Genomic DNA, 15,256 nt, shown 5'->3' on the forward strand with positions numbered 1-15,256 from the left:
GATAGCGATGCTCAGTGACAATGAATCTCTCCAACCGTACGGTTAAAAGGCTTGTGTTCAGGATAGATGGCGATTAGCCCAACGTCTAAGAGCGATCGCCTAAGGTCTATAAGTGAGAAAGCGCTTTCTCTAAGATGCCCACGATCCGTGTGTGAACCTTACTAAATCGTCTCAAATCCAGTGCGATTTGGGAAATCAATCACATTATTGCCTCGTTTTGCTGTTTGGTTGACTGTTTTTGCTGAAGCTGATGCAAATTCTTGCATAATCGTCTGCACCTGATCAGCAACGAGCGGATCGGGGTCGTGCGTTAGCATCGGCAATAGCTTCATCAAAGCACGAGGCGATGCCATTTTGAGATACGCCAACACCGACTCGCGCACAAACCCTCTAGGATGGCGCAGACAGGCGATCGTTTGTTCGGGTGTCAGGCTCCAGTGTGCCTGTCGTGCCAGATGAAAGCAGCAGGCAAGCGACCAATCGGATAAAAAGTGGCGCAGATCGAGCAAGTGACGCAGCCGATCGCTGGGTGTCATTGGTTCGTAACTCATCAAATCTGACAGGCTTTGCAGCTTTTCCAAATCAGAATTGCGATCGAGCAAGCTCAACAACGCACGCTTACTGGGAATGTCCAGTGTGTTGTCCAGAATTTCCAGCCCACGCGCCATGTTGCTGCGTGAATTTGATTGCAGATTGAACGCAGCAGCTTTGATTGACCCGATCGGGTACAGAAATTTCATCAGCATAAATAAGCGCTCTTCGGCATCGAGCTGCAAATCGCGCAGAGCACGCCGCAAAAGGTCTGCCTCGCGCCCCCAGACCTGTGTTGGTGTTAAGTCAAGCAGCGCTGCATAAAGCTGACCCACAAACATCAATTCTTGATCGATGAGTCGTTCGATGCCACTTCGACCCAGGCTATCAGCAACGCTGTCAATGCCAAGATCGCGTGGCATTTCTAATAAGATCCGCAGAATGCTACGGCGATCGGTGCCCCATGCGGTCATCAAGTGCGAAATGAGTGCATCCAGTGCTTCGATGGTGCTAATCTGCCCGATCGCTCGCCACGCGTGAAGCCTTACCAAATCGGGCTTATGGGTATCTTCTGCCAGTGCGACCAGCATGGGGATTGCGTCGTTTTCCAGGCGTACCAATGCCTGCATTGCGGCTTCGCGGGTGGATTTGTAGTAAAGCCCGCGCAGTAGCGATGGGTAGAATTCTTCTAGATGAGTGGAAGCGATCGCCTCCAGCAGAGCACAGCGCACCCGTAACGATTCATCTTGCAAGAGGTCAGGAATATACAGCCGCAGCGCTTGCAGGTAAACAGCTTCTCCCAGAGCACGACAGCCCATCACGCGCTCTTTTTCTTGCTTGTGCGTCAGCATAAACCGGAGCGTATTGGTTGCCTCCGCTTTCTGAGTGGGACTGCCCCGTCGCATCATCAGTGAGGCGGCGGTTCCTCGCACCACCGAATCAACTTCTGGTCGAAGGTAAGGACGCAACTGGCGAATATCGGGTTCGTCTTCAGTGATCCAGACGTAGCGCAACGCCACAGCCAGAACTTCGGGTGATGGCGATCGGTCGATCAAGGCGCGTACCTGCCCCAAATAAGCTGGGTTGGGGTAAGCAAGCATTGCCTCTAGGCTCTTACGCTGCAAGCCAGGTGACAGCTTCGCCAGTAAAGGTGCCAGCACTTCACCGACATTTTTGTGATCAAGCTGGCTCAATAGTTCAATGCAGGAACCTTTATGCACATCCGTCCCTGGTTGATCCAGCGCTTCTACAACCGCCCGCTTCAGTTCACGCAGATCCACATCGCCACTGAGTTGCCCCCGCTCGGCACTCATGACCAGTAGACCGACGTACTTACTGCGTAACAGCCAAATTGTGAAAACCCAGATGAGAGACAGGCAGACGATCGCGGGCAGCAGCCAATTTAGCCCAACGTCACCAAAACTGGTATTGCGGCTAAACCAAACTAGCACTAGTAAGGCAAGCCCCGTCACACCTGTAGACAATGGTTCGGCAATGCCCCGTACGACTGACTGAATGTTGCTGCGAATGCTGTCTGGAATGGGTTGAAAGAGAACCGGACCAAGGCTGGCAAACAAGGTGTAATGGAGCAACTCATCGAGAAACTTGAGCGCCACAATGCTGACAAAAAGCCCCAACACCCAACCGCTCGGCGCGATCGCCATTGCCACTGCACCCAAAATACCAATCATGCCCGGTAGCATCATTGCGGTCGCAAAGACACCAATACGTTCAATGACGCGGCTGGATGCCAGCCACTGCATCGCCAGTTCGCAAATGCCCAAAATGGCACTGAACCAGCCCAGGAAGCTGGCGATCGCTGCGTCGGAGTTTTGCTGCCTCAGCAACTGAGCGATCGCGCCTTCGTTGCCATGAAACTGAAGCTGCCGGAGAAACTGAAAGTCGATCAGCAGCAGCAACACCTGCGCCAGAATAAAAAAGGTAAACAGCAGCACGACATAGCGCCGTAACGGTCCTTGTAAGCGACGACTGGCAAACTCGCTGAGGCGATCGTCCGACGATCGCCGCAACGAATCTGGAAACGCTTGCTGGTAAGACTGACTTAGGTAAAAGAGAATGCCTGCACCAACGATCATCATCAGGCAAGCCATCGCCACGACATTCTTCAGCCCCACCCAGGCGATCAGCAGGGTTAGAGAGAAGCCGCTAATCACATCGGCGACGAGAATACCGCTGCTAATGAGCGGATAGGTACGTTTAATCTCTCTAATATTAAAAAGCTGGTTGGCTGTGATCGACGTGTTGAGGTCATTGAGGACGTAGATTGCTTCTAACCAGAGCCGCATGAGAAAGATCGTGATCGCAATGACCGTTGCTCCCCAGAGGGACGATCGGCTGTCTAACCCAAACCAAAAGAGCAGCAGCGGCGCAGCCATCAGCAACGCCGTCAGCACCAGTACTCGTCGTAGCGGTAGCACCTTTTGCAACTGCGAGTAGATAAAGCCTAACCCTGAGCCGATGCCCGCGCTGGCAATGTAAATCCAGGGCAGCCCGTCTTCTGCTTTATATTCCTGCAAAAACAGCGCGACCGTGCTTGCCTCAAACCACACTAGACCGATCGATGTAATGGTGTAAAACGCAAACATCAAAAAGGTGCGCTCACTCTCCTCTGGACGAAGATTAACCCACCGCAGAAACCGCTGCTTTAACCCTTCATCGATTGACCACTGGCTTTTGAGTTCCATGCGAGCTTGCGTCCTGTATTCGTCGCTGATCCCTAAAACCTGCTTCACCGCAATCAACAGTTACCTTTTGGCGAGAGTTGATCGTTCACCACACCTCATTAGAGGTTGCCCCGAATGGCTTTCATTGTAGATAGCTAGCGGTCGTTCATCACAAAAGTTCCTTGCCAAAACAGCGCGATCGCACTAAAAAGGCACTCTAGAGTAACCAGAGTGCCTACACATCAGCCGTCGTAGTTGAACAACGATTTGGGCAATGTCGTCTGTTTTTTTAGGAGCCTACTTTTTTAGGAGCCAGAAGCATCATCATATTGCGTCCTTCTCGTTTCGGTGCTTGCTGCACTTCGGCAAGCTCTTGAAGATCGCCCGCCATGCGTTTCAGCAAATCTTCGGCAATGTCGCTATGCTGAATCTCACGTCCCCGAAACATGATGGTGGCTTTTACTTTGTCACCGTCTTTCAAGAATCGCTTCGCCTGACTGATCCGCACATCGTAGTCGTGCGCCTCAATCTTGTAGCGCATCTTGACTTCTTTCACATCAACGGTGTGCTGCTTTTTCTTCGCTTCACGCGCTTTTTTCTCTTGCTCAAATTTGAACTTGCCGTAGTCCATAATTCGGCAGACAGGCGGATCAGCTTTATCGCTGACCAGAACTAAATCCAGGTCTTTTTCTTCAGCGATTTGCATGGCATCGCGGGGCAGCATAATACCCAACTGCGCGCCATCCGAGTCGATTACCCGGATCTTGGGAAAGCGAATCCGTTCGTTAATGGCTGGTAAATCGCGGTTTGGTCGTCTCTCAATTCTTTCAATCACAGGCATTTGATGGTTGGCATAAGGGTTGACAACTGGAAATCAGTCTTCAAACGTGGACTGGATGGCGTGTCGTCAATTTTTAGAGGATGTGTGCCTCAGAGGACGGATGCCTCATGAGAACACCTCATGAGAACAAAGGATAGCCGAGACCCGATCGTAAATCGGCTGTGAACTAGATATCTGCTATTCTACTCAGTCCATCGAAAATTCTCCTTAATTGTTACGTAAGTTCCAAGAAATCAGAGAAATGTCGTTTCCTTCGCAATATCGTTTCCTTCGCAATACGGAGAGGTAAGGGGATTGCAAGAAAATAAGATACCCGTGGTTTGGGTTTCGGCTACGCTCGACCCGCTATGACTGAAGGTTGAGCGCAGTCAAAACTTTGTACACAAAAAGGGCTAACAGTAGCGGCTGACATCTTCGCCGCATTCGTCAGCCAAGTAGCAGAGCGCCCGAAAGCGTAGCCCGACGACTTGTTCGTAAAAGGGGTTGAGCTTGCAGAGGGGCGGGATCGAGAAGAGAGTCCGATCGAACAGTTTGATCGTACGTTCAAAGGGACAACGCGCTGGGATCAGTTGGCAAAAGGCTCTTGCTGTCTCAGTATCGTGGATTTCAATCGTGTCAAGCCACTGACGGATCGGTTGAAGTGGAGCGAACCGATCGCTTGGTGGGGCAGTTTGATGTGACGTTGTCGTTAGCTCAAGGGTAGTTTCTTTAGCAATCCAAACGAACTGCTTGGCTTTAGTACTGGTGATCGTGGCGTGAGAATGGTTCATTTCTTCCTCTCAGAGTGAGATACGAGAAAGCTTGGTGGACTGTCTGTCTGCTGAGACAGAGATTTGTTTATAAAACGCTTTTATAAAGGGTGACAGGGTAAGGTGATGGGGCTGTTTTGTAGTGTTGCCAGATCAGTTACTCTGACAAGCCTATGCTGACCGCTTTTGAAGAAATGTTAATGGGCAAAATCACTGAACTTCGATCGCCCCATCTTCAGGTTTCAGCGACTTTACCCAGAGAGTCGGTTAGGACTGACGCAAACCTCGGAGGTTTTGGTCGCTTCACCCAGAGAATCGGCGCAAGTAAGGCTTGAAACGCGATTGTCAGCCCCGTTCCTCATATCCCTTTTTGCGAAATCTGTAATGATCTGTGACACTTCTAGCGTTTTAGTAAAAGTGCAATAGAGAATAGCGCTACGTGCTTGCTTTAATTGCCTACCCTTAAAACGTCATGCGTCTTTCCCATCGTCCACCGTTGCCTGAAACTGAAACGCGCGATCGCATTCTGAAAGCGGCATTGCGATTATTTGCCAAGTTGGGGTACGACGGTACAACGACCCGCGATCTGGCTGAAGCAGCAGGCATTGCTGAGGGTACGCTGTTTCGCTACTTCCCTACAAAAAAGGCAATTTTGATTGAAGTGGCAACGCAGGGATGGGTCGAGATTTTAACGGATCTGCTGACGGAACTGAGTGAAATGGGCAGCTACAAAGCAGTGGCGCAGGTAATGCGGCGACGGATGCTGAACCTGCACAAGAATGCAGACATGCTCAAGGTTTGCTTTATGGAAGCGCAATTTCACCCGGAGTTGCGCGATCGCATCCAGCTTGAAGTCATCAACAAAATGACGGATGTGGCAGAAGTCTTTTTTCAATCAGCGATGGATCAAGGTATCTATCGGCGCATGAATCCGAAAATTGTGGCGCGCGTGTTTCTGGGGATGTTTGCAGTGGCTGGGTTTAGCCAGGACACGATTATGGGAGAAGGGTCGTCGCCCAAAGAGATGCAGGAAATGGCGGAGGGGTTGGCAGACATTTTCTTGAATGGGGTGCTGGTGAAGGAGGAGGGGTGAAGGAGGAGAGGGGAAGGCAGAGGGCAGAAGGCAGAGGGCAGAAGGTTAAAGGCTCAAGGCTAAAAAGCTGACCGCTGATAGCTGATAGCTGACTGCTAGGCAGAAGGCAGAAGGCAGAAGGCAGAGGTCTCAAGGCTCAAGGCTAAAAAGCTGACCGCTGATAGCTGACTGCTAAGCAGAAGGCTAGAACGCTTTGGTGAGGTTAGGATAGAGAGCCTGTACAACACTAAGCGGAACCGTATCTTTGAGTTATTACCGTCAAGAACCGGATGCGTTTGCGATCGCCTACTTGCATACATTGCGTGGCGAAATACTGTCATGTCCGTATTTTGCGGTGAATAATCTGAACCGCGATTTTGTTGGCACCAAAGGGTTTTCTATCGTCTTTCAACGCGCTGGGCTAGAAACCGTCAGGCAGCAGTTTCCGTTTTTTGTGCCCTATTTCGATCGTGCTCTAGAGTCGGACTGTAATGCGTTCTACCTGAATCCGCTGCTGCTGAGGGAGGGATCGCGGGTTGATCCTCATATTGATCGATCGCTGCGCTCGTATTGCAAAACGGTAGAGCCGCCTGCGATCGTCAGCGTGCTTTATGTGCAAGTGCCGCCTGACTTGCAAGGTGGTGAACTGGTGCTGCGAAACCATCGGCAACAGGTGGGGCAGATTAAGCCAAAAGCCAATACGCTGCTTCATTTTCAGGGTGATCTCACTCATTCTGTAAACCCTGTGAGAGTCGATGGCACACGCCTGAGCCTGGTTTGTGAGCAATACAACTTGAGCGCGATCGAATTGCAGGAAATCCCTGAGTTTACGGTGGAATCTAGAGCAGCGAAACCCAAACGGGCAGTAGCGCGAAGATGACAAAATGGATCGGTTTGAGTAAGCGGTCAGCTATCAGCGGTCAGCTATCAGCAGTCAGCTATCAGCGGTCAGCTATCAGCGGTCAGCGGTCAGTCTTATACTCATAGCTGATAACGAGAACCGACAGAATTTGACAAGCCTTTAAATTCCTTTAACTCGTTTTTGGTGTCATGCAAACGCTCGATCGCAACCCTTTTCTCATACATGCCTTGAAAGCTCGACGCACTAAATTGGCGGCATTGGTGGATTTCCCGGTGCTCTTGTGGTCAGGGCAAAGCAGTCCGCGTAACTTTCGGGCAAATACGTTTCCGTTTCGAGCCAGCAGCCACTTTCTCTACTTTGCAGGGTTGCCGCTGGAGAATGCCGTGATCCGATTAGAGAACGGTAAGCTCGTTTTGTTTATGGAAGAGGCAAAACCGACGGATGCATTATGGCATGGAGAATCGTTGAAACGGGATGACATTGCAGCCGCGATCGGTGCGGATGACGCATATCCCCTCTCAGAACTGAAGCCAGAAAAGAATGAGAGGGGCGAGGAGTGGCTTGTAACACCTTCAACGTGGACGAACGGAGCGGCAACGATCGGTGTGCAAGATGGTAAAACTCATGCCGCTCAATACATCATGTGTCAACGCAACGTTTTTCGTGATGTAGGCAGGATCGAAGGGGTTGACTTAGAGTTGGTACGGGCGATCGTCTCCCTCCGTTTGATCCACGACGACCTTGCACTGGCAGAACTGCGAAAGGCAGCAACCGTTAGCATCGCCGCTCACAAAGCAGGCATGGCAGCGACACGTAGCGCTAACGTTGAAGCAGAGATCCGAGCGGCGATGGAAGGTGTCATTATTGCCAATGGCATGACCTGTGCTTATAGCAGCATCGTCACTGTTCACGGCGAAGTGTTGCACAACGATCAGTATCACCATCCAGTGCAGCCTGGGGATCTGCTGCTGGCAGATGTGGGGGCAGAAACGGCATCAGGTTGGGCATCGGATATTACCCGTACCTGGGCGGTGTCTGGCAAATTTTCGCCAACGCAGCGATCGCTTTACGATGTAGTGCTGGCAGCGCATGATGCCTGTATTGCAGCCATTCGCCCTGGTGTGGAATATCGGGAGCTTCACCTATTGGCAGCACGGACGATCGCTACTGGTTTAGTAGACTTGGGTATTCTGCGCGGGCAGGTCGAGGATCTTGTTGATCAAGATGCTCATGCTCTATTCTTTCCGCATGGAGTTGGACACATCCTGGGCTTGGATGTGCATGATATGGAAGATTTAGGCGATCTGGCAGGGTACGAAACCGGACGAGTGAGAAGCGATCGCTTTGGGCTGAATTACCTGAGACTCGATCGTCCGTTGCAGGCGGGAATGGTCGTCACGATCGAACCAGGCTTCTACCAGGTGCCTGCCATTCTGCAAGATCCAGAGCGCCGATCGCGCTATCGAGCTGTCGTGGACTGGGATCGTCTCACTCAGTTTGCTGATGTACGCGGCATTCGCATTGAAAATGATGTCTTGGTTACGTCAACTGGCTCAGAGGTATTGACTGCGGCGTTGCCAACAAAGGCAGAGGCGATCGAGCAATTAGTTCAGAGCTAGATAAGCCATGTCTTGCGCGGCGGAGAAACTCAATACCACTGGAGCGATCGTGCCATTTTCTCAAACTCCCTTTAGAGCAACTGTGTTTTAGACGCAACGTTCGCTAATTCACTCTGTAGCTTGAGAGAGAGGATCAATTGGAAAAAGACTTCTAAACTTATCTTTACATTGTCTCAGACCCATAGGGAATCACGGAACATGGCTAATTTTGTAGACAAGATTGAGCAGTCGAACGACAACCCAAATGATCCCCGAAATCGCGAAGTTGTTCATGCCGCGTGGGATGATCCTCAAATTGGGAACCTTGCTACCCCAATCAATGCGTCTGGTATTTCTCGCGCTTTTATCAATAACTTGCCAGCCTATCGGCAAGGTTTGTCTCCACAGCGACGAGGCATTGAAGTGGGCTTAGCACATGGCTACTGGCTACTGGGACCCTTTGTGACTTTCAACCCACTGCGCGACACAGAAATTGGGGCGCTTACAGGGCTGCTGGGTACGATCGGGACGCTCTTGATTGCGACACTGAGTCTTTCGCTGTATGCAGCGAGCAATCCTCCTGGTCCGATCGCGACTATTACTGTACCAAGCCCGCCGCAATCTCTAAATACGTCCGAAGGTTGGAACGAGTATGCGACTGGCTTTTTTCTAGGAGGGGTTGGTGGTGCTGCTTTTGCCTACGCACTAATCACAAACATTGGGCTGTTCCAGAAGTATTTGAGCTTTGTCGCTCACTAGCGAGACGCTTTATGTTCATACCGTAAAGAAGAATCCGGAGCAACGGTGCTCTGGATTTTTCTTCTTTAAAGCAGCACCTCTAAATGTCAGAATACAAAGCTGAGGGAGTATTTAGGTAAAGTAGCTCCAACTAGTACTCAAAATTCCCCTTCACCTATGACACGCATCTTGCTCACAGGTATTACCGGACAGGTTGGTCAGGAACTCCAGCAAACCCTGGCTTCTCTAGGAGAAGTCGTTAGTGTGGGGCGCGATCGCGTCGATTTTTCGCAACCAGAAGCTGTACAGCAGGTGATGGAGGCGGTGAAACCTGCGATCGTCATCAACTCGGCTGCCTACACAGCAGTTGACAAAGCCGAAAGCGAACCAGACCTTGCCAGGTTGGTGAATGCTGCTTCACCCGGAATTCTTGCCGAAGCCGCAAACCGCATTGATGCAGGACTGATTCACATCTCCACGGATTACGTGTTTGACGGCACTCACAGTTCACCCTACCTGGAAACCGATGCCACAAATCCACTGGGTGTGTATGGCTCGACCAAGTTGGCAGGCGAAGAAGCCGTACGTGCGGCGTGCGATCGCCACTTCATCATCCGTACTGCCTGGGTTTACGGCGCGAAAGGCAAAGGCAATTTCGTCAAAACCATGCTGCGTTTGGGGGCAGAGCGAGAAGAACTGCGCGTCGTGACCGATCAAATTGGTGCGCCTACATGGTCAAAGGATTTAGCAGCGGCGATCGCTCAGCTCACCCCGCAACTGTCTACCGATAATGCAGGCACCTATCACTACACCAACAGCGGCGTGTGTAGCTGGTACGATTTTGCGATCGCCATCTTTGAAGAAGCACACCAACTCGGTTTCCCCCTCAAAATTCAACGCGTTATCCCCATCACTACGCCTGAATATCCTACTCCTGCCAAACGCCCTGCTTTCTCCGTCCTCTCCCTCAAAAAAATCTCGACACTGTTAGGCACCCACCCTCCTTACTGGCGACAAAGTTTGCGCGAGATGTTGTCGGAGTTGAACGGCAATTTGCTTCTAGACAGTTGAGCTACTATTTCAACGCAATTTGAGCCTTGCTGAGGTGGATGATTGCACTGCCTCATTTCTAAACAGTTGACCCACCACCTCAACGCGAGATAAGATCCTTAACTTGCGGAACGCCGCTTCAACGCTTGCTTGACAGAATTCGTTTTAATCCAGAGAGCACCACAGTTTCTGCGTTGAATCAACGCCTTGCTGCCTTAGAGGCTGTTTGAAAAGCGTCTGGCGGTTAAAACCGCGACTACGTAAACAAAGTCCGCCGACACGGACTACCGAAACGCGAGGGCTTTATAACCTGCGACGGCAGGTTTTGTCCGTGTAGCCGCGACTTCAGTCGCCAAGGCTACAAGTATACGGACTTTTAAAACGTCCTCTTATAACGAACGCAAAGTGTTCGCAGCAGCTTCTATGCGGTGGTTGCCGTAGAGGAGGAGAGAGGATATTTATTGAATCGTGGCGCGAGGAGGTTAGCAAGGTTAGAGATATTGAAAGACTCAATCTTTTACTAACGGTCACTCTGCTAAAGGAGTAGACGACGCGATCGCAGCGGTTTCAGGGGCGTGTAATCGGTTCATCTTCTCCAACAGATAAGTCTTCATCGTCTTCAATTCCTGAATTCGCTCATCAATTTGCTCAAGCTTTTGTTGAATGATACTCCTTTTCTTAGTATCAGTTAGTTGAGCACTCTCTAAATCTTTGACCAATTCGTGAATCTCTGTCAGCGTGAATCCCAAACGTTTTCCTTGTTGAATCAAAAGCAACCGCTCCAAACTTTCATCTGAGTACTCTCGGTAATTATTGCTCTTACGTTCCATTAGTACAGAGCCAAGCAAACCCTTTTTTTCATAGAAACGAATGGTATCGATCGAGAGACCAGACTTTTTTGCTAGTTCACCGATTTGCATGATTGCCTCTTGACCCTGGAGCATACTCCATAGTTTACATTAGCACTGAACCAGTCAACAAACTGATTAGGAGGGCAATGTGGACGCTATTTTGATTACTGGAGCTTCATCAGGTATTGGGTATGGGGCAGCAAAAGAGTTTGTTAAAAGCGGATACCAGGTGTTTGGCAGCGTTCGCAATCAAGCAGATGCTGAACGCTTAAAATCCGAAATCGGCTCCAATCTTATCCCGCTCCTGTTTGATGTGACTGACACTGCGGCTCTGCAACAGGCGGTTCAACAAGTGGAGTCAATTGTAAGGAGTAAAGGCTTAGCAGGAGTGATCAACAATGCGGGCATCGCTACTAGCGGTCCACTCATGCATCAACCTTTAGACGAAATTCGGTGGCAGTTTGAAGTGAATGTGCTTGGTGTCATTGCAGTGACCCAAGCGTTTTTGCCTCTGTTGAAAGCTCGGAAGTCAACCACAAGACCTAGTAAAATCATCAACATTAGTTCAGTAGGCGGCAAGATTGCATCTCCTTTTATTGGTGCCTACGTTGGTACCAAGCACGCGATCGAGGGTGTGTCTCACAGCCTGCGACGAGAATTACAGCTTCATGGCATTGATGTGATTATCATCGGACCGGGTGCGGTGAATACCCCAATTTGGGAAAAGGAATCTGCTCAAGAGACGGATCGGTACGCTGAAACAGAGTACGCAAAATCACTCCAGGCATTCCAGCAATATGCAACTGACATTGGTAAACAGGGATACAGCACTGAAGTGATTGGACGATTCATTCGTGAGGTATTCGAGACTCAAAATCCCAAAGTTCGATATGCGATCGTGCCTGACCCCGTCAGCAACTGGATTCTGCCACGGATACTGCCTAGCCGTTGGTTAGACAAACTGATTGGTAGAAATTTCGGTTTGCTAAAAGAACGATAGCGAATGGTTTATCCTAATTGAGTAAATTTCTTAACGCCACACTGAGATTAGGGTTTGAGTGGTGATATTTACGCCGATCGCTGAGATTCTAGTATGTCTAATGTACGTGTAAGAAACACCGAAGAACTTGACCTTGACTACGTTTTAAGGGCTGAAAGCGATGACGAGAATCGTCAGTATATAATTTCCTGGTCACGTGAAAAGCATCTCCAAGCAGTGAGAGATCCTAATATTGCTCACCTCATTGTGCAGAACGAAACAAATGTTGGCTATGTAATTTTGGCTGGGCTTCTTGATGCCAATCAAAGCATTGAGTTTCGTCGGATCGTGATTACAGAAAAAGGTAAAGGTTACGGAAAAGCGACAGTTGAGATGATTAAGAAGCTAGCATTCGAGACTTACCGTGCTCATCGATTGTGGCTTGATGTAAAAATTCAGAATCATCGTGCTCAAGCAATTTACAGTAAAGCAGGTTTTACAATCGAGGGGACATTACGCGAATGTCTAAAATCTGGAGATGGATATGAATCATTAATCATTATGTCGATGTTGCAGCAAGAGTATGAGAAAAGCAAGTTCAATTAGTGTCGAATTGCAGCATAACGACTCGGTTGGAGCAGACTAGCAAAGTTAGTCACTGTTGTAGCAAAGGTCATCGGCAGTCGCTCAACCGCAACGTTGGTCTAAGCAGTCAGCTTTGATAGGGGTTCAACTGTTTGAACTGGGAAATTTGCTTAACCCTATTAGAGATTAAGGTTTGAACGCTCACATGGCGCTGATCTGTGAGGACGATCGCCCTGCCTCCCTGCCAGCCAACTGAGCCACCATCTCAGCGCGAGACGACACCTTCAACTTGCGAAACATCCGCTTCAACGCTTGCTTAACAGAATTCTCGGTAATCCAGAGAGCGGCACCAATCTCGGCACTGGTTAACCCCTGCGCCACCAATTCGGCAATTTGGGATTCGCGGGAAGTTAATTTATCGTAGTTCAATGTTGGTAAAGCAATAGGCTGCACTCTCAACGCCGCCAATCGAGTAGACAGATGCAGACAGAGCGCACTTAAATCTGCCAGGTTTTGAGCATCAAACGCTGAATTATCCCGATGGCGGGTGAAGGCAATGCCACCGACCAGTTGACCGTTATGGACGATCGGTCCCGTCATCACATGCCCATGATCGGCGCGGGGACAAATCGTTTGCCAAACTCCCGGTGGTAAGATAACTTCCTCATGCACGGGGGCGTGACGTTCCACCAGGTAGCGTAAGACAGGATTGTGGTCGAGCGACAGCGCCAATCTGATGATGCCTGGAGTGTTGGCATCGACAGTGGGAAATTCATCCAGAAACATTAGTCCCCAGCGGGTGGCGGCAAAATATTCGCCTACTTGCGCCATGACGGGCTGTCGCAGTTCTGATTCGTCTTGAGCCTTGGCGATCGCCTGAAACAAACATTGCAACGAATTTTCCATCGTTAGTTGCATCAGTATTACTAATACAGTCAGTTAAATAACTTGATTTGTCAAACGACACCCTGTCAATCTTGTCGAGTTCTGCGATCGCCTCCATAATCATCGGATATTGCCGCAAAGTGTACCCGATCGAGGTCTATCTGCATTTGAGGATCAGCGACTATCTTGGGTTAGTCAACTGCTTGTGAAATAAGTTAAACGGAGAAGCAAAAATGAGTACTCAAGATGGAGAAAAATTAAACATCGGTATTTTCATTAGTCCAAACTGCTACATCCCAGACATCATCGGGGTCTACACCATATTTAGCGTTGTTCCTAACTGTGAGATTCATTTCATTTGGCAGGACAAAGATCTCATTGTTGGCTATCCCAATTTCCCAATGCACGCGACAACCACCTTCGCAGAATGCCCGTTGAACCTTGATGTTCTCTGTATTGGAGCCACTACAGGGTTGTTGTCAGATGAGGCGTTAGTCTTTTTGGCAGAGCAAGGTAAGCAAGCAAAATACTTAATTGGTATTTGCGGAGGCAGCCTCATCTTAGGTGCGGCGGGTTTGCTCAACGGGTATCGTGCCACAGCAAGTTTCTCACTCATTGATGAACTTCCCAGTTTTGGCGCGATTCCAGTGAAGGGAGGCAAGGTCGTGGTCGATCGCAATCGCATTACAGCCAGTCCGGTTTCGGGTTCTTTTGATGCAGGCTTAATTGTGCTGGGAAAGCTCCGCGGTGAAGATGCGGCTAAAGAAGTTGAATTGACTCTTGAGTATGCCCCTCATCCTCCTTATGGTACGGGCAGTCCTGAGTTGGCGGGGACTGATCTGACCCAAAAAGTGATGCAGAAATACGAGGCAGGATTCAACGAATTTCGCAGGGCTGCACGACAAGCATCAGAACGGGTAATGGCTCTAAAGGCTTAAATTTCCTGACAGAGCAGTCTATGTCGGTGAGGGCATCTTTTGCCAGTGTTGCAGCAGCAAAGTGTACCCGATCGAGGTCTATGCAGAGTCAGTTTGTTGTTCTTAATCTGGTTGTACTGCCACAAACATTCACATCGAATATGTCACGTTCTTCAGATCCAATCGTAATTTCTCCCGCTACTCAAACAACAGTGAAACTCAGCGTTGGGGGAATGCACTGTGCAACTTGTGTAAAAGCTGTTGAAACACAATTGCTTCAGCAATCGGGCGTAGATTCAGTAATAGTTGATTTAGCGACTGAAACCGCAACAGTTGAATGCGACACAGGGGTAAATTTAGGTGAGTTAGCCGATCGCCTCACTGCCGCCGGATTTCCCAGTCAATTGCAGCATTCTGAAGCTGAAACCATCAGTGACACCCAGACTCAAACCTCAGTGCATTGGACATTGATGGGCTTTTTCATCCTCGTCGTGGGCTTTAACCTTTGCTTGAATGCCCAAGTGTTGACGGTGGGATTGGCTTATTTCTACAACCCGGAGTGGTGGCAGGCTCACGTTTGGCTGGTGCGCGGCTACAGTAGCTTGTCTCTGATTTTGTTCGCATGGGCGTATCGCATCACCGTCCCTCGCCGAGTGCGAAGCCTCACCGCCAGTTTGCCAGTGCTGTTGGGATTGCAATTTCTGACGATTCACCTCAAAACTCCAATTCCGTTAGCAACTGTGCATCCGTTGATTGGTTTTACATTGTTTTCGGTTTCCACCACGTTAGTCCATCGCGTCAGTCGGTTTCTATTTCCTAAAGCAACGTGAGTTCGACGAACAGAAATTGACACAAGAAGAGCTGAGACTGGTTTTGAAGTAACGGTCTCAGCTATGGACACCATCGTATCGCGC

14 protein-coding genes and 1 pseudogene are annotated in these 15,256 nt (G+C 49.7%); 10 read left to right on the plus strand and 5 right to left on the minus strand.

Annotation, left to right across the window (positions count from 1 at the left end):
• Positions 1–161: 161 nt before the first annotated feature.
• The 3 genes from AC5JO6_RS03280 to AC5JO6_RS03290 all read right to left on the minus strand — a co-directional run bounded on the left by AC5JO6_RS03280 (position 162) and on the right by AC5JO6_RS03290 (position 4,826).
• Complete coding sequence (locus AC5JO6_RS03280; protein WP_496079602.1) at positions 162–3,236, minus strand: HEAT repeat domain-containing protein; 3,075 nt, start codon at positions 3,234–3,236, stop codon at positions 162–164.
• Positions 3,237–3,504: 268 nt separating this feature from the next.
• Positions 3,505–4,056 carry a translation initiation factor IF-3 gene (gene infC / locus AC5JO6_RS03285; RefSeq protein WP_496079603.1) on the minus strand — a complete coding sequence of 184 codons (552 nt, stop codon included), beginning with the start codon at positions 4,054–4,056 and terminating at the stop codon, positions 3,505–3,507.
• A gap of 392 nt (positions 4,057–4,448) precedes the next feature.
• Positions 4,449–4,826 carry a Mo-dependent nitrogenase C-terminal domain-containing protein gene (locus AC5JO6_RS03290; RefSeq protein WP_496079604.1) on the minus strand — a complete coding sequence of 126 codons (378 nt, stop codon included), beginning with the start codon at positions 4,824–4,826 and terminating at the stop codon, positions 4,449–4,451.
• Positions 4,827–5,277: 451 nt separating this feature from the next.
• On the opposite strand from AC5JO6_RS03290, the gene AC5JO6_RS03295 reads away from it, so the two are divergent.
• From AC5JO6_RS03295 to rfbD, 5 genes are all read left to right on the plus strand, one after another.
• Positions 5,278–5,898 carry a TetR/AcrR family transcriptional regulator gene (locus AC5JO6_RS03295; protein ID WP_496079605.1) on the plus strand — a complete coding sequence of 207 codons (621 nt, stop codon included), beginning with the start codon at positions 5,278–5,280 and terminating at the stop codon, positions 5,896–5,898.
• Positions 5,899–6,142: 244 nt separating this feature from the next.
• A complete protein-coding gene (locus AC5JO6_RS03300; RefSeq protein WP_496079606.1) occupies positions 6,143–6,757 on the plus strand; it encodes a 2OG-Fe(II) oxygenase in 615 nt (204 codons plus the stop codon).
• 170 nt (positions 6,758–6,927) lie between these two features.
• Entirely contained in the window at positions 6,928–8,358 is a 1,431-nt protein-coding gene (locus tag AC5JO6_RS03305) for an aminopeptidase P N-terminal domain-containing protein (RefSeq protein ID WP_496079607.1), read from the plus strand.
• Positions 8,359–8,556: 198 nt separating this feature from the next.
• The gene (locus AC5JO6_RS03310; protein ID WP_496079608.1) at positions 8,557–9,096 is read left to right on the plus strand and encodes a photosystem I reaction center subunit XI; all 540 of its coding nucleotides are present in this window, start codon (positions 8,557–8,559) and stop codon (positions 9,094–9,096) included.
• Between the two features lie 156 nt (positions 9,097–9,252).
• Positions 9,253–10,146: a dTDP-4-dehydrorhamnose reductase gene (gene rfbD / locus AC5JO6_RS03315; protein ID WP_496079609.1), complete on the plus strand. Its 894-nt coding sequence runs from the start codon at positions 9,253–9,255 to the stop codon at positions 10,144–10,146.
• A gap of 506 nt (positions 10,147–10,652) precedes the next feature.
• On the opposite strand, the gene AC5JO6_RS03320 is transcribed toward rfbD, so the two are convergent.
• Positions 10,653–11,069: a MerR family transcriptional regulator gene (locus tag AC5JO6_RS03320; RefSeq protein WP_496079610.1), complete on the minus strand. Its 417-nt coding sequence runs from the start codon at positions 11,067–11,069 to the stop codon at positions 10,653–10,655.
• Positions 11,070–11,124: 55 nt separating this feature from the next.
• On the opposite strand from AC5JO6_RS03320, the gene AC5JO6_RS03325 reads away from it, so the two are divergent.
• Complete coding sequence (locus AC5JO6_RS03325) at positions 11,125–11,976, plus strand: SDR family oxidoreductase (protein ID WP_496079611.1); 852 nt, start codon at positions 11,125–11,127, stop codon at positions 11,974–11,976.
• 93 nt (positions 11,977–12,069) lie between these two features.
• A complete protein-coding gene (locus AC5JO6_RS03330; protein ID WP_496079612.1) occupies positions 12,070–12,561 on the plus strand; it encodes a GNAT family N-acetyltransferase in 492 nt (163 codons plus the stop codon).
• A 180-nt stretch (positions 12,562–12,741) separates the two neighbouring features.
• Here the strand turns inward: AC5JO6_RS03330 and AC5JO6_RS03335 are convergent, their stop codons facing one another.
• Entirely contained in the window at positions 12,742–13,446 is a 705-nt protein-coding gene (locus AC5JO6_RS03335) for a helix-turn-helix transcriptional regulator (RefSeq protein ID WP_496079613.1), read from the minus strand.
• Between the two features lie 212 nt (positions 13,447–13,658).
• On the opposite strand from AC5JO6_RS03335, the gene AC5JO6_RS03340 reads away from it, so the two are divergent.
• From AC5JO6_RS03340 to AC5JO6_RS03350, 3 genes and pseudogenes are all read left to right on the plus strand, one after another.
• On the plus strand, positions 13,659–14,363 hold the full coding sequence (locus tag AC5JO6_RS03340) for a DJ-1/PfpI family protein (protein WP_496079614.1): 705 nt from the start codon (positions 13,659–13,661) through the stop codon (positions 14,361–14,363).
• Between the two features lie 140 nt (positions 14,364–14,503).
• Positions 14,504–14,725 (plus strand): annotated as a pseudogene (locus AC5JO6_RS03345) (cation transporter); the annotation flags it as partial.
• Between the two features lie 87 nt (positions 14,726–14,812).
• Positions 14,813–15,172 carry a DUF6220 domain-containing protein gene (locus AC5JO6_RS03350; protein WP_496079624.1) on the plus strand — a complete coding sequence of 120 codons (360 nt, stop codon included), beginning with the start codon at positions 14,813–14,815 and terminating at the stop codon, positions 15,170–15,172.
• The last annotated feature ends 84 nt before the right edge of the window (positions 15,173–15,256 follow it).

It is taken from the genome of Tildeniella sp., assembly GCF_059505325.1.

What these genes read in the sequence shown, in the direction of transcription:
- AC5JO6_RS03280 (WP_496079602.1), bottom strand. Translation starts at nt 3,236, where the DNA reads ATGGAACTCAAAAGCCAGTGGTCAATCGATGAAGGGTTAAAGCAGCGG.
- infC (WP_496079603.1), bottom strand. Translation starts at nt 4,056, where the DNA reads ATGCCTGTGATTGAAAGAATTGAGAGACGACCAAACCGCGATTTACCA.
- AC5JO6_RS03290 (WP_496079604.1), bottom strand. Translation starts at nt 4,826, where the DNA reads ATGAACCATTCTCACGCCACGATCACCAGTACTAAAGCCAAGCAGTTC.
- AC5JO6_RS03295 (WP_496079605.1), top strand. Translation starts at nt 5,278, where the DNA reads ATGCGTCTTTCCCATCGTCCACCGTTGCCTGAAACTGAAACGCGCGAT.
- AC5JO6_RS03305 (WP_496079607.1), top strand. Translation starts at nt 6,928, where the DNA reads ATGCAAACGCTCGATCGCAACCCTTTTCTCATACATGCCTTGAAAGCT.
- AC5JO6_RS03310 (WP_496079608.1), top strand. Translation starts at nt 8,557, where the DNA reads ATGGCTAATTTTGTAGACAAGATTGAGCAGTCGAACGACAACCCAAAT.
- rfbD (WP_496079609.1), top strand. Translation starts at nt 9,253, where the DNA reads ATGACACGCATCTTGCTCACAGGTATTACCGGACAGGTTGGTCAGGAA.
- AC5JO6_RS03320 (WP_496079610.1), bottom strand. Translation starts at nt 11,069, where the DNA reads ATGCTCCAGGGTCAAGAGGCAATCATGCAAATCGGTGAACTAGCAAAA.
- AC5JO6_RS03330 (WP_496079612.1), top strand. Translation starts at nt 12,070, where the DNA reads ATGTCTAATGTACGTGTAAGAAACACCGAAGAACTTGACCTTGACTAC.
- AC5JO6_RS03335 (WP_496079613.1), bottom strand. Translation starts at nt 13,446, where the DNA reads ATGGAAAATTCGTTGCAATGTTTGTTTCAGGCGATCGCCAAGGCTCAA.
- AC5JO6_RS03340 (WP_496079614.1), top strand. Translation starts at nt 13,659, where the DNA reads ATGAGTACTCAAGATGGAGAAAAATTAAACATCGGTATTTTCATTAGT.
- AC5JO6_RS03350 (WP_496079624.1), top strand. Translation starts at nt 14,813, where the DNA reads ATGGGCTTTTTCATCCTCGTCGTGGGCTTTAACCTTTGCTTGAATGCC.